We start from the raw sequence: 12,473 nt of genomic DNA, 5'->3' as shown, positions 1-12,473 counted from the left end.
ACTCCCGACAACGGCCCTGCCGACCCAGCCCCGCCGGCGTTTGAGGCGCGGGGGTCCGGGGGCAGGGCCCCCGGCGACGGCCCCGCGCGGGCTACTTGGCCGCGTACCGGGCCCGGAGGGCTTCCGTGGCTGCGGCGAGCGCCTCGGCCTGCGTCAGGCCTAGGCGGTGGACCCGGTCCGCATACGCCTGCGCAGCAGACGCCGCCTCGCGGGACACCCCATCCCCCGCGGCCGCGATGAAGGTCCCGTTCCGCCCCCGCGTCTCGATCACCGCGTCCGCCTCCAGCGCCCGGTACGCCTTCGCGACGGTGTTGGCCGCCAGCCCCAGCTCCTCCGCGAGGCCCCGTACCGTCGGCAGTTTGAAGCCCGCCGGCAGCTTGCCCGTCCGGGCCCGGTCGGCGATCTGCGCGCGCAGCTGTTCGTACGGGGCGGCCGATCCGGCCGAGCCGTCGATGGTGATCTTCAGGTTCGTCGAGGTCACGCGGCTGATTGTCCCCCATGACCGGGTAATTGGGAGGCGCCCGGCACGAAGGCGCCCGTAGCGTCTGCCGCATGACCGTATCGATCCGCGACCTCCGCCCCGTCGACCCTTCCGACGCGGAGTCCGTCGTGCGGGTGCTCCGCGCGGCCCTGCCCTTCACGATCACCACCGCCGAGGGCGTGGCCTTCGAGCTGTCCTCCGGCCACCCCGCGAAGCACCACCGGATCCTCGTCGCCGAGGGCCCGGACGGCCTCGTCATCGGCACCGCCCAGGTCGGCATCGCATACGACAGTCCCGAGCCCGGCCAGTCGTACGTCAACGCGTACGTCCACCCCGCCCACCGCGGGCTCGGCGCCGGCCGCCTCCTGCTCCGCGCCGCCGAGGAGCACCTCGCCGCGCTCGGCGCGGTGGACGTGTACGCCTGGGTCCTCGACGAGCCCGCCCATCGCGCCTTCGCCGAGCGGCACGGCTACCGGGCCAGCCGTTCGGCGCACTTCCTGCGCCTGGACCTGACGACGGCCGAGCTGCCCGAGCCGCCGCGGGACGGGGACCTTCCGGCCGGGGTCGAGCTGCGTCCCGGCTCCGCCTTCGCCGCCGACCCGCGACCGCTGTTCGAGGCGGACGCCGAGACGACCTCTGACGAACCGGGCGATGTGGCGGCCGGGTTCGACGACTACGAGCAGTGGCTCGCGCAGACCTGGCACAGCCCGTCCCTCGACAAGGAGCTGACCACCGTCGCCCTGGTCGACGGTGTGGTGGCCTCCTTCGCCGCGGCGCAGACGGACGGTGCGACGCGCTACGGCTCGGCGATGACCGGCACCCTGCGCGCCTTCCGCGGCCGGGGTCTGGCCAAGCTCGCGAAGACGGTCTCGCTGCACCGGGCCCGGGCGGCCGGGTACACGGAGGCCTTCACCGGGAACGACGCGGGCAACGACCCGATGCTGGCCATCAACGAGTGGTTCGGCTACGAGATCTGCGCGACCGAGACGCGCTTCACGAAGAAGCTGACGACGCCGAAGAAACCGAACGAACTGGAGAAGCCGTGACCTCGCAACTGACCGTCGTCCTGACCAAGGCCGGCCGGACCAAGATCCGCTACCCGGCGGCCCAGGTCGCCGACGACGGCGACCGGATCTCCGTACGCGCGCCCTGGGCTGCGGAGGGCGTACGGGACTTCGGTTTCGTGCGCTTCGAGCCGGGCGACGTGTTCGTCGAGCACTTCTGGCGGACGCGCTGGTACGCGGTCAAGGAGGTGTGGACCGGCGACGGCGTCCTCAAGGGCTGGTACTGCGATGTCACGCGCCCGGCCCTGGTGCAGAGCGGGGAGATCCTCGTCGAGGACCTGGACCTCGACCTGTGGGTGTCGGCGGACGGGACCTCCGTGCTGCGGCTGGACGAGGACGAGTTCGCGGAGAGCGGGCTCACCACGAGCGATCCGGAGGCGGCCGCCCAGGCGGTGCGGGCCCTCGACGCGCTGGACGACCAGGCCCGATCGGCCGCCGGCCTGGCCGCTCTCCTCACATAGTGCGGGGCGCGCGGCGGCCCTCCCGTGGGGAGCCGGGAGGGCGCCGGGCCCGGGATTGGTCCGGGGCCACACCATACGCACGGGCCGTGGTGGGCCGATAGGCATATGACAGCCGGAGATTCCGGATCGCCGGCCACCCGCTCCCGCGCCACGGCACCCGCGCCCGACGGCGTACCTTATTGCACATAGATTGCAGTTACTTGAATGGCTCAACAGGTGCGAAAGGGGTCGTCGTGGGCTCTCCGGTGGTGCTCGGGATCGAGTCGTCGTGCGACGAGACGGGCGCGGGGCTGGTGCGGGACGGCCGGCTCCTCGGCCACGCCGTGGCCTCGAGCATGGACGCGCACGCCCGCTTCGGCGGCGTGGTCCCGGAGATCGCCGCGCGGGCGCACGTGCACTCCTTCACCCCCGTCGTACGGGAGGCCCTGGACCGGGCCGGGCTGCGGATGGCGGACATCGGCGCGGTGGCCGTCACCACCGGCCCCGGACTCTCCGGCGCGCTCCAGGTGGGGCTGGCGGGGGCGAAGACCCTGGCGTTCTCGCTCGGCGTGCCGCTGTACGGGGTGCACCACCTGGCCGGGCACGTCGCCGCCGACACCCTGGAGCACGGGCCGCTGCCCGACCCGTGCGTGGTGCTGATCGTCTCCGGCGGGCACACCTCGCTGCTGCTCGTACGGGACCTGGCGCGCGACCCGATCGTGCACCTCGGGGACACGATCGACGACGCCGCCGGGGAGTGCTTCGACAAAGTGGCCCGGGTCTTCGGGCTGCCGTATCCGGGCGGACCGGCGATCGACCGCACCGCACGCGAGGGCGACCCGCGCGCCGTACGGTTCCCGCGGCCGCTGACCGGGCCGCGCGACGCGCCCTACGACTTCTCCTTCTCCGGGCTGAAGACCGCCGCCGCCCGCTGGGCGGAGCAGCACCGCATCCGCGGCGAGGACCTGCCCCTCGCGGACGGCGCGGCCTCGCTCCAGGAGGCCGTGGCCGACGTCCTGACCCGCAAGGCCGTCGCCGCCTGCCGCGAACACGGGGTCGGCACCCTGGTCGTGGTGGGCGGGGTGGCCGCCAACTCCCGCGTACGGGCGCTCGCCGAGGCCCGCTGCCGGTCCGCCGGGATCACCCTGCGGGTACCGCCGCTGAAGCTGTGCACCGACAACGGGGCGATGATCGCGGCGGTCGGCGACCTGCTAATGCGGGCCGGCGCCGAACCGGCCCCGCTCGACGTCTCGATCGACCCGTCCGCCCCACTGGAATACGCGGCCCTGCACCCGGTCGCCCGCGCCGCCGCCCGGCTCGCTTCCTAGACTCTGTGCATGCCCGTCCACACTGCCGCACCGCTCGCCGGGACGGTCCCCGTGCCCGAGCGGGTCTGGTACGCCTCCTACGGCTCCAACATGCACATGGACCGCCTCGCCGCGTACCTCGCCGGCGGCACCCCGCCGGGAGCGACCCGCACCTACCCGGGATGCCGGGACCACCGGGCACCCGAGCGCTCGATCGCGGTCGAGCTGAGCGGCTGCCTGTACTTCGCCACGGAGTCACCGGTGTGGACGGGGGGCCGCGCGTTCTACGACCCGACGGCGCCCGGCCCGACGCGCGCCCGGGCGCACCTGGTGACGGCCGGCCAGATGTCCGACATCGCCGCGCAGGAGATGTACGAACGGCCCGGGCGGGACCTGGACCTGACGGCGGTGCTGCGGGACGGCCGTGACGAGCTGGGCCCGGGACGGTACGAGACCCTGATCTGCCCGGGCACGATCGAAGGCATCCCCCTGCTGACGTTCACCGCGCCATGGAGCCTCCAGGACGTCGAGGTGCGCACCCCGTCCGCCGCGTACCTGCGCTACCTGGCCGGCGGCCTCCTGGAGTCGGGCCCGTGGCAGGAGCAGGACATCGCCGAGTACCTCGCAACCCGCCCCGGCGCCACCGGCCACTGGACCCCCGCACAGGTGAAGACCCTCCTCACCACCGACACCCCCGGCTGACCCGCGGGGCCCCGCCGGGAGTCCGGTTCCTGAGGCGGTGCTTGTCCCTGCCTTAAGGGGACCGTAACGAGCCTGCCCGGCTCGCCAGAGCTGTCGCAGCAGGTCACGGGCGCGGAGGCGCTCCCGGCTTGGTCCCGGGGAGCCAAACCGGGAGCCACCGCAAAGCGATCACGCGGATTCCGGGCGGAAGGGCACCTCCTTCTCCTCCCCCGAGAAGATCTCGTCCATCGCCTCAGCGCCCTCGGCGATGACGGGCCGCAGCTGTTTCCGGTAGACGCGCTCGGTCGTGTTGCTGCCGCTGTGTCCGACGACGCGCGCGATGACCTCGATGGGGATGCCGTGGTCGGAGAGCAACGAAACGAAGGTCGTGCGGAGCTCTCTCGTCGTCCACTCATGCGGCCGTTCGATGCCCGCCTCAGCCAGCAGGCGCCGGAAGTTCCGCCTCACGTCCAGGGCGGTCCGCACCTCGCCGCCCTCCCTGGGGAAGACGAGATCCTCGTCGGACCACACCCGGTCGGCGGCCTTCGACTCGGCCTGCTGTCGCCTGCGGTGAGCCTCCATCACCTCAGCCGCCTGCCTGGGCATGGCCAAGGAACGTCGGCTCTTCGGAGTCTTCGTGTCTCCGTGACTGCGCACGGAACGCCACACGTCGACGTGAGGCTTGCGCCCATCCGCGGGTGCCGTGTGCACATGCTTCCAGGGAAGCGGGCGCGTCTCTTCCGGCCGCGTCCCAACGAGCAACGACAGCACAACGTAGGCATGGATCCAGGTGCCCACCCCAGCCCGCAGGATGGCCTCTCCCTGTTCGAGGGACAACGACTTGCTGGGTCTTCCCGGTTTCCCTTCGGGGGCTTCGACCAGCTCGGCCACGTTCCGCACTGCCTTCCCCCTTCGCTGGGCATGAGCGATCGACCTGCTCAGAATCGAGAGCAGCAGGCGCAGCGACGTGGTGGCCAGTAGGGCCGCCCTGCTGTCCAGCCACCCATCAACGTCGTCGGCTTCGAGCTGGCACAACTTCGCGGCGCCCAGCTCCGTGTAGATGTGCGTGGTCGCAAGACTGCGATACGTACCGACGCTCGCGATCGCCTTCCCCTTCAGCCCCTGAGCCAGCCAGTCGTCCACGGCCTGCTTCACCGTGTACTGAGCCGGCGCCTTCGCTCCTTTGTCCAGTTCCTTCCTGAGTTCGCGCAGCTTCCGCCGGACCTCGGTCTTCGTGGTCCCGGATACCTTGGCCCGATTGCGCTTCCCGGCCGCCGTGTAACCGAGGGAGATCGCTCCGATGTAGCGGCTCTTGGACGCATCCCAGTAGATCGAGTCCTCGCCGTTCGCTGCCTTACGGGCGGGTGCCCGCTCGTTCTCCATCTGGCACCTTTCACGCATGAGAGCGGGGCCGCACCGGTGAGGGGCGACCCCGCTGTAGAAGTGGTTCTGGCTATGCGGCTTTGTGGGCTTCGATCTTGAGGAGTTCGACGTACTCGTCGACGTACTCGGTAGGTACGAGCCGTCGCCTGCCGACTCGGACCGTCCGCAGGCGGCCGAGTCGGATCTCTTCGAACGCTGTGGAGCGGCCGACGTTGAGGAGTTCTGCGGCTTCTTCCACGCTGTGCAGCCGCTTCTCGGGTACGACCATCAGTGCCACGTGATGACGTTCCTTCCGGTCCGTGAGTGGTCAGTCACGCGACGCCAGCCCTGCCGGAGGGCCGGAATCGCTGACAGAACTGACAGAACCTCGCCATGTAGCCCCTGACCTGCTGTTTTGGCCGGTTTGACCCGCGTGACAAAACCTCAAAAAACTCTGACAGAACCTCGAAAACCTAGGTTCTGTCAGACCGGACGACTCGCCCCGCGGCGAGGTTTTTGGAGTTCTGTCAGAGTTTTCGGAGGTTTTGTCAGAGCTCCGAAGGTGCCCGTTTGTGCAGGTCAGGCGGCTGGTCGGGAGGTTCTGTCAGTTCTGTCAGAGGTTTCGGGGGTTTTCAGGCGGGGGTGATGCGGGGGTGGGTCTCGTAGCGGGGGGAGGGCGGTCGGCCGCCGCGTGTGGTGCGGGGCCGCGGGGGCTGCTGGCGGACCCACCCGTGTTCCTCCAAAAGGTCCAGAGCGGGGTCGAGGTCGCCCATGGCGGGGAACTCGCTCCGTGGCATCGCGCGGAACAGATCTCGTTTGGTGAAGGTGGCGGTTCGGGTCTCGGTCAGGTGGGTCAGGACGGTGTGTGCGGCTTGCTGGGCTGGGTCGGCTTTCATGGCGTTGAAGACGTCGAGGGCGTGGGCGGTGAAGTAGTCCCCGAGCCGGGTGGCGGCGGCCATGGTGGCGGCGGCGATCGGCAGGTGCCAGCCGTCCTCGGGGTGAGCGGCGAGGTGGAGGAGGCCGGCGATGCGGGCGACGGCGCCGTCGCGCTTGCTGGCCCAGTTCACGATCGGGGCGAGGGGGCCGTCCTTGCGGAGGCGGGATTCCGTGACGCGTTGATAGGCGAGGAGGACCGCATCCGCCTCGGGGGTGAGGGTGAGCTCGGCGGTTTCGGTCCAGGCCGCGAGGGTCAAGGCCAGGCCGCCGAGCTTGCGGGCGTAGGTGTCGGCGGTGTCGGGGCTGAGGAGTTCGGGTGTGAGGTTGCGGTAGCCGACGAGGGATTCGGGCTTGGAGTAGAGGAACCGGGCGAGCAGGCCGCGGCCGTCGGCGCCCTTGATCTGCCCGATGGAGTCCAGGACGTCGGGCTGGATGGCCAGGCCCATGGTGATGGCGGGGTTCTCGATGTACTGGGGGTCTCGGGCCTGGCGGTTGACGCGGGCCATGTCGCCGGCGTGGCCCTTGAGGAAGATCCCCATGTTCGGGACGCCGGAGTAGCGTCCGGCGATGATCTCGAAGATCTCCCCCTCGGGGGAAAGGATCGAGATCCGCCCGTCCTGCTGGGCGAGGAGGGTGGTCAGGCTTTCGGCGGTGATGTCGTCGGCGACGAGCTGCGGCTCGACCGGGACAACAGCCCTCTCCGCGGCCTCTGACAGCGAGACGGCCTGAGCGGTCAGGCCGGCCTGTTTGTCGGCCTCGGCGTTGGCGGCCAGTTTCTCGGCCCTTTCCGCGGCGGCCTTCGCGATGCGAGCCGACGCTGCGGCCTCGGTCCGCTGGGGTGCGGTGAGTTCGATGAGGGCTTTCTCGGCGGCGAGGAGGGGTTTGGTCATGAGGCCGAACACGGCGCTCTTGCGGTTGCCGGGCGGGAGGGCGACGGCGGTGTAGAGGTTGACCGGTTCGCTCCACTGCCCGCGCACGTTCACGGTGAGACGTCCGCCGGCGGCGGTGCCGATGACGGCGAGAGCCAGACACCCGGCGAGGTCGACGGGTGTCTGCGTCTCCTCCGCGACACCGGCCGTCATGGCCGCGAGCCAGTCGGGCAGGGCGTCCACAGGGAAGGCAGGCAGCGGCCCGCGCGGGTTGAGGGGTACCGGCTCGTCCCACCCGGGACCGGAACCGGTGATGTCCTCGGGGGTCATTGTGTCGAACCCGTCCCACAGCTCGGGGTCGTACGTGGTCATGCGGCTTCCCTTCGCTCGGTGAGGCGGGAGCAAGCTGCTCGGTGTTCTTCGTGGTCGTCGATGAGCGCGAGGGCGCGGACATATCCGGCGGCGAACAGATCGCGGCCGCAGCAGCACCAGGAACGGACACTCGGGCTGGCGCCGTACGAGGGCGGGGCCACGATGTGGAGCCAAGCCACTGGCCGCCGTCCGTCGTCGGCGAGCGGGTCAGGGCGAACAGATGAAGGGACGCCTTCGGCGACGACCCTCAGCGCACCACTGCCGCCCGGGGCGGGGGCCGGTTCGGCGGGGCCGGTCCCGGCAGGGGCTGGGGTGGGGCCTTCCAAGGGGGGATGGGGGTGGGTACTCATGCCGTGTCCCGGGCGCGGACCGTGCGGGCGGAGCTGTCGAGGGCGGAGCGGATCGTGGACCGGCACTCGGCGACGGTGAGTCCCCGCTCCTCTCCGGCCACTTGGAAGGCCCCCTCCACCTCCTCGCGGGCAATGTCTCCCCAGGCCACGAACCGGCCCACCTTGAAGGCGGATCGGTTGAGCGTGTTGTTCGCCTGCCCCTCCGGGGCGGCACGGACCACGTCGCACTCGGCGTCCAGCGCAGCCCGGGCCGCGCTGGTCCCGCTGACCGCCGGGCCAACCAGCCGACGGACGGGCGCCGGGGCAGGGGGCTGGAGAAGCGACAGCAGCCAGTCCGGTAGCTCCGCCACGGGCAAGGAGTCGGTGACTTCGTAGAGACCGGCCGGCGTGGTGCTGCCGGGGGCCACGACGTATCCGCCATGCGCGCGGGTGTCGACGAGCGGAGCCAGCTTGCCTGCGGTGTTCCCGAGCCGGATGCCGTCGGGGGCGGTGAAGTACAGGTGCGTCCCGCCGGAGGGAGTCCGCACGGTGAGGGTGGCCGGGACGGGCTGCCCGGCGCGCTCGCAGAGCGCCCACAGGTTGCCCGCGCCGCCAGGCGCGTCCTGACTGCTGTCGGGCTTGGGCATGTCGAGGTCGATCACGATCAGCCCGGCCGGGCCGGTGGCCAGGCCGATGTTGTACGGCTTGTGATTCCAGCACCGGACGATGACGGCCGGGTCGGTAGTGGCGCGCTGCTCCCACTTCACGTGACCGTCACCGCAGGCACCGGTACGGGGACAGCGGTCTTGACGGTGCAGGGCAGGGGCCTTGCTGCCGCACCGGAGGGGGAAGACGGGCCAGCCGCGGGCGGCTAAGGCGAGTGCGTCGGCGATGAGTTGTAGCCGGCCGTCTCGCCGGATGGGGGCGGGTTGGGTCATGCTGGGTGTCTCCAGTTCTCGTGAAGGTGCTGGTGGACGAGGGCGGCCCCGGTTCATTGGCGTGAGAGGGGGCCGCCTTCGGCGTAGCTAGCTCCGGTGCCCGTGTCGGGGTTCGAGGAGCGTGAAGGTGAGCGCGGATTCGGCGATCTGCCCGTACAGGAACGCGGCATCGGGGAACGCTTCGAGGTCTTCGAGGGTGTCGGCGACGTTGAAGCCGTCGGGGAAGTCGTCCTCGTCGAGATCGACGCAGGCCCAGAGGTCACCGAGGCGTTCCAGCTCGCTGCGGGCGTGCTCGAAGCGCTGGTGTCCGCTCCAGCGGTCCAGCCCCTTGAAGGCGGGCGGGACGGGGAACAGCTCCTCGGGGATGGCGATGCGGCCGCCGGGCTTGCGTCCCAGTTCGACGAACGGGGGCTGCTGGCCATCGAGCACGCGGTGGATGGCCCAGGCGGCCCCGTAGGCGTATGCGGCGGCCGCGTTGTCGTAGAGCTCGGTCATGCGGCGCTCGTGCGCGCGGTGGGATGCGCCGATCTCGAACAGTGCCCGGTCGTGCGGCCTGTCCGGTACACCGGACTGCCAGCCGCGGACAGTGATGGCCCCATCGACGGGTCGGAGCCGGTCGAGGCTGTACTGCTCGGCGGCGGCCTGCGCGGCCCGGTGGGCGATGCGGGCTTCGCGGGCGGCAGCGCCGAGCGCGGACACGCTGTCGGTCAAGGTCTCGAACCACGGCATCGTGGTGCGCGTCATGGAGGCACTCCTCAAGGGTTATTGACGGTTCCGGTGGCGGCTCGGACATGGGTGAGGGCGGCCCGGAGTTTGGTGAGACGGGGCCGCCCTCGTTGTGTCTGCTGGGGCGTTCAGTTGCTGATCTGCCTGCGGACCTCCGCGACGAGCTGGAGGATCTCGTGCGCCAGGTCGGTGATCCGCTGGAGGATCTCGTGCGCCAGGTCGGTGATCCGCTGGAGTCGCTGTTCCACGTCCTGCGGTGCGGTGAAGGAGAAGGTCGGTTCGTTGTTGGGTTTGGGGTCGGTGAACGAGAACGACACGGGGTGGCTCCAGCCGGGTCAGATGTTTTGGTGGTGTGCGCGCTGGATGGCGGATTCCCACACGCTGCGTACCTGGGCGCCGGTGTGGGAGTCGTTCCAGGCGGGGATCGATTCCCACTGCTTGCCGTGCTGGCGGCGGGCTTCGTCCAGGAGGAGGTTTCCTGCGTCGCGGTAGGCGGTGTTGCGGGTGCCGGCGGCGGCGCGCAGGGCGCCGATGGAGCAGCGTGCGCCCTCGGGGTGGATGAGGCGGTGTTTGGTCCAGCCGTGGGTGTCGAGGAAGGCGAGGGCGTCGTTGAGGGTCTTCTCGACCGGCCCGGCTCGGTGCGCGGGCGGGGTGGCGGCGAGGATGACGGACACCGGGGTGGGTGCCGCCGGGGCCGCGGGGAGGTCGGGTTCTGGGGCTGGGTCGAGGAGCTGAAAGGCCTTCGCGTACAGGCCCTGGTCGACGGGGGTGAAGCGTGCGTTCGTGCTCGTGTTCATGCGGCCCTCCACAGTCCGTTTTCGTTGGTGACCTCGTCCCGCTTTTTCAGCTCGGTCAGACGGGGCTTGATCTTGTTCGCGGACGTGCCCAGCTTTCGGGCGATCGTCTCGGCGGTCATGGGGATGGACTCCTCTCGGAGGAGGTTGAGGATGCGCGGCTTGATCAGCTCCGTTCCGTCCGAGGAATCGACCGGCCCAGCAGTGCCGACGGGGCCGTTCTGGACCCGCTGCTGGGGCAGGGCGGATGTTCCGTGCTGGGCTTTGGTGAGGAGGTCGGCGAGGCTGCCGATCAGGTTCTTGCCGCGCTGGTCGACCACCGGCGTGCTCACGATCGCCTCCCGGGAGCGCCAGGCCTCGCAGTCCTCGACCGCGACAGGTGCCCCGCCTCCAGCGAGGGAGGCGGGCGGGACGTCGAGGTAGAGGGAGCGGAACTGGACGGCTTGGGAGCCGGGGGTGAGGAGGTAGCCGAGGCCGAAGGTGGCGTCCTCGGGCTTGGCGACGGCGGTGGTGTCCAGGCCGGACATGTCGCGGTCGGCGACTTTCTGGGCCTGGCCGGGCCACGAGTCTGGGATCAGCGACAGGTCGATGCCCTCTGCGCCCTGGACCGCGTTTGCCCCGACCAGGGAGCCCTGGCCCTTGGCGCAGCGCAGGAAGACCGCGCCGCCGCCGATCAGGAGCTGGGAGCGGATGATGGAGGAGTTGCCGAGGTCTTCGGCCAGCGGTGTTTGGGTGGCCAGGACCACGTCGATCCCTCGCTTGAGGGAGCGGCGGGTCATCTGCTCGACGATCGCCTTGGCCTCCGCGTGATACGGGGAGGAGGTCGCCAGCAGCATGTGTGCTTCGTCGATGACGGTCAGGATCAGCGGGTCGGTGAAGGGGAAGGACGGGGAGCGGTAGCGGGCTTCGCGGTCGAGCATGAGCGCGTAGGCCAGCCGCAGGGCGCCCATCGCCTCGTCCAGTCCGTCTCCGCAGAACGCGGCCAGCGAGGCTCCGGCGATGGTTCCGGCCTGCGGGGAGGACAGGATTACCGTGATCCGGGACTTGTGAGCGGAGAGCAGGATCTGTTCCAGGACTCCGGACTTTCCGGAGCGGGATCCGCCGACGAGGTAGAGGTGGCGGGCGCCGGAGCCGGGCTGGGCGAGGGGGACCAGGGCGGGTCGGGCGTCGATGTAGGTGCCCAGGCGGACGTAGCCGCGCGAGTCCATCGCCAGCTCGTCCGCGACCGCGGAGAGCATGGTGCCGTGCATGAGCGTGTGCTCCTTCATCACGCGCACCCCCATCTGCGTGGGCTTGTCGCCGGCGGCCAGGGCGACCTGGATGTTCGAAAGGTCGAGGTTCCCGGCCAGGTCCTGGATGTTGACGGTTCCGATGGCCTTCCGCTCCCGGGTGGCGGTGCCTTCCCAGTCCAGGGGGCCGTCGTAGCGGGTCAGGGTCAGGCGGGTGCCGGGCATCGCTCCGTCGGGGATGGCGACGTGCGCGGCCCACAGCTCCTCGGGAGTCGTCGGGACGCCGGCGGCAATCTCCGGCGCGGCCGATGGCTTCTTGAGGTGGACGGTGATGGGTAGCGCGTTGGGGGCGTAGTGCTTGGGGTCGCCCATCTCCACCTGGGAGACGGGGATCTGGTAGACGGCGGCGATGTCCGCGGCCTTCACGCGGACCTGCTGGCCCTGGGGCAGCGTGATGATCCCCGTGAACGAGGCGGCGTCCTCCCCCGCCTCGATGGCGAGGTGTGCGAGGACTGCCCCGGGCTGGATGAGCTTGCGGCCCTCGGTCTGGGTGGGGCCGGAGATGAATTCCGTCCACCACGCGGTGATGAGCTGCGCCTGCGAAGACTGTCCGGCCGTGCTCGTGACGGGGAGGGCGGGGGGCTGGCCGGCGGTGTTGCGGTGGTGGGCGAGGGCTGCTGCTCCGGCCGGTACGGCGAGGCCGAGGGCGAACAGGGGGTCCATGCCGCTGGTGAGGATCTGGTGGGCGGCGATGCCGCATCCGCTGGTGGTGATCCCGCAGGCGATCAGGGACCGCAGGGCGGGGGCGGAGGCGTTGATGGCCCACGCTCCCGCTCCGGCTGCTGCGGCGGCGAGCGCGGACCAGGGGCCGACGGTCACGGATGCCAGCGCGAGGGCGGCGGGCGCGTACTGGATGAACTGCGTGCGGGTCGGCCCCATGGTCCT

At 70.8% G+C, this 12,473-nt stretch carries 13 protein-coding genes; 4 read left to right on the top strand and 9 right to left on the bottom strand.

Features of this window, described 5'->3' with window-relative positions; translation table 11 throughout:
• Window positions 1–91: 91 nt before the first annotated feature.
• Window positions 92–481, bottom strand: a complete 390-nt coding sequence (locus B6R96_RS27630) for a GntR family transcriptional regulator (protein WP_030388757.1) — start codon at window positions 479–481, stop codon at window positions 92–94.
• A gap of 71 nt (window positions 482–552) precedes the next feature.
• Between B6R96_RS27630 and B6R96_RS27625 the strand changes: the two genes are divergently transcribed.
• The 4 genes from B6R96_RS27625 to B6R96_RS27610 all read left to right on the top strand — a co-directional run bounded on the left by B6R96_RS27625 (window position 553) and on the right by B6R96_RS27610 (window position 3,994).
• The gene (locus tag B6R96_RS27625; RefSeq protein WP_081523948.1) at window positions 553–1,527 is read left to right on the top strand and encodes a GNAT family N-acetyltransferase; all 975 of its coding nucleotides are present in this window, start codon (window positions 553–555) and stop codon (window positions 1,525–1,527) included.
• Window positions 1,524–2,006 carry a DUF402 domain-containing protein gene (locus tag B6R96_RS27620; protein ID WP_081523947.1) on the top strand — a complete coding sequence of 161 codons (483 nt, stop codon included), beginning with the start codon at window positions 1,524–1,526 and terminating at the stop codon, window positions 2,004–2,006. The genes B6R96_RS27625 and B6R96_RS27620 overlap by 4 nt, the downstream gene beginning before the upstream one ends.
• A gap of 233 nt (window positions 2,007–2,239) precedes the next feature.
• Entirely contained in the window at window positions 2,240–3,313 is a 1,074-nt protein-coding gene (gene tsaD, locus B6R96_RS27615) for a tRNA (adenosine(37)-N6)-threonylcarbamoyltransferase complex transferase subunit TsaD (RefSeq protein WP_107475592.1), read from the top strand.
• 9 nt (window positions 3,314–3,322) lie between these two features.
• Window positions 3,323–3,994 carry a histone deacetylase gene (locus tag B6R96_RS27610; protein WP_081523945.1) on the top strand — a complete coding sequence of 224 codons (672 nt, stop codon included), beginning with the start codon at window positions 3,323–3,325 and terminating at the stop codon, window positions 3,992–3,994.
• A gap of 168 nt (window positions 3,995–4,162) precedes the next feature.
• Here B6R96_RS27610 and B6R96_RS27605 read toward each other — a convergent pair whose 3' ends face one another.
• From B6R96_RS27605 to B6R96_RS27565, 8 genes are all read right to left on the bottom strand, one after another.
• Window positions 4,163–5,356, bottom strand: a complete 1,194-nt coding sequence (locus B6R96_RS27605; RefSeq protein WP_081523944.1) for a site-specific integrase — start codon at window positions 5,354–5,356, stop codon at window positions 4,163–4,165.
• A gap of 70 nt (window positions 5,357–5,426) precedes the next feature.
• On the bottom strand, window positions 5,427–5,624 hold the full coding sequence (locus tag B6R96_RS27600) for an excisionase family DNA-binding protein (RefSeq protein WP_053177136.1): 198 nt from the start codon (window positions 5,622–5,624) through the stop codon (window positions 5,427–5,429).
• A gap of 343 nt (window positions 5,625–5,967) precedes the next feature.
• Complete coding sequence (locus tag B6R96_RS27595) at window positions 5,968–7,512, bottom strand: YfjI family protein (RefSeq protein WP_081523943.1); 1,545 nt, start codon at window positions 7,510–7,512, stop codon at window positions 5,968–5,970.
• 346 nt (window positions 7,513–7,858) lie between these two features.
• Window positions 7,859–8,779 carry a bifunctional DNA primase/polymerase gene (locus B6R96_RS27585; protein WP_081523941.1) on the bottom strand — a complete coding sequence of 307 codons (921 nt, stop codon included), beginning with the start codon at window positions 8,777–8,779 and terminating at the stop codon, window positions 7,859–7,861.
• An 87-nt stretch (window positions 8,780–8,866) separates the two neighbouring features.
• Window positions 8,867–9,523, bottom strand: a complete 657-nt coding sequence (locus B6R96_RS27580) for a hypothetical protein (protein ID WP_081523940.1) — start codon at window positions 9,521–9,523, stop codon at window positions 8,867–8,869.
• A 110-nt stretch (window positions 9,524–9,633) separates the two neighbouring features.
• Window positions 9,634–9,822 carry a hypothetical protein gene (locus B6R96_RS27575; protein WP_081523939.1) on the bottom strand — a complete coding sequence of 63 codons (189 nt, stop codon included), beginning with the start codon at window positions 9,820–9,822 and terminating at the stop codon, window positions 9,634–9,636.
• 18 nt (window positions 9,823–9,840) lie between these two features.
• Entirely contained in the window at window positions 9,841–10,302 is a 462-nt protein-coding gene (locus tag B6R96_RS27570) for a DUF6197 family protein (protein ID WP_237291534.1), read from the bottom strand.
• Complete coding sequence (locus B6R96_RS27565; RefSeq protein ID WP_081523937.1) at window positions 10,299–12,467, bottom strand: type IV secretory system conjugative DNA transfer family protein; 2,169 nt, start codon at window positions 12,465–12,467, stop codon at window positions 10,299–10,301. Before B6R96_RS27565 ends, B6R96_RS27570 begins: the two co-directional genes overlap by 4 nt.
• Window positions 12,468–12,473: the final 6 nt, after the last annotated feature.

It is taken from the genome of Streptomyces sp. Sge12, assembly GCF_002080455.1.
Taxonomy (GTDB): domain Bacteria; phylum Actinomycetota; class Actinomycetes; order Streptomycetales; family Streptomycetaceae; genus Streptomyces.
The sequence above is the reverse complement of the archived record's forward strand: the minus strand, read 5'-3'. Positions and strand labels throughout refer to the sequence as shown.

Coding starts and splice junctions, on each gene's coding strand:
- B6R96_RS27625 (WP_081523948.1), top strand. CDS start 553: ATGACCGTATCGATCCGCGACCTCCGCCCCGTCGACCCTTCCGACGCG.
- B6R96_RS27610 (WP_081523945.1), top strand. CDS start 3,323: ATGCCCGTCCACACTGCCGCACCGCTCGCCGGGACGGTCCCCGTGCCC.
- B6R96_RS27605 (WP_081523944.1), bottom strand. CDS start 5,356: ATGGAGAACGAGCGGGCACCCGCCCGTAAGGCAGCGAACGGCGAGGAC.
- B6R96_RS27600 (WP_053177136.1), bottom strand. CDS start 5,624: ATGGTCGTACCCGAGAAGCGGCTGCACAGCGTGGAAGAAGCCGCAGAA.
- B6R96_RS27595 (WP_081523943.1), bottom strand. CDS start 7,512: ATGACCACGTACGACCCCGAGCTGTGGGACGGGTTCGACACAATGACC.
- B6R96_RS27585 (WP_081523941.1), bottom strand. CDS start 8,779: ATGACCCAACCCGCCCCCATCCGGCGAGACGGCCGGCTACAACTCATC.
- B6R96_RS27580 (WP_081523940.1), bottom strand. CDS start 9,523: ATGACGCGCACCACGATGCCGTGGTTCGAGACCTTGACCGACAGCGTG.
- B6R96_RS27570 (WP_237291534.1), bottom strand. CDS start 10,302: ATGAACACGAGCACGAACGCACGCTTCACCCCCGTCGACCAGGGCCTG.
- B6R96_RS27565 (WP_081523937.1), bottom strand. CDS start 12,467: ATGGGGCCGACCCGCACGCAGTTCATCCAGTACGCGCCCGCCGCCCTC.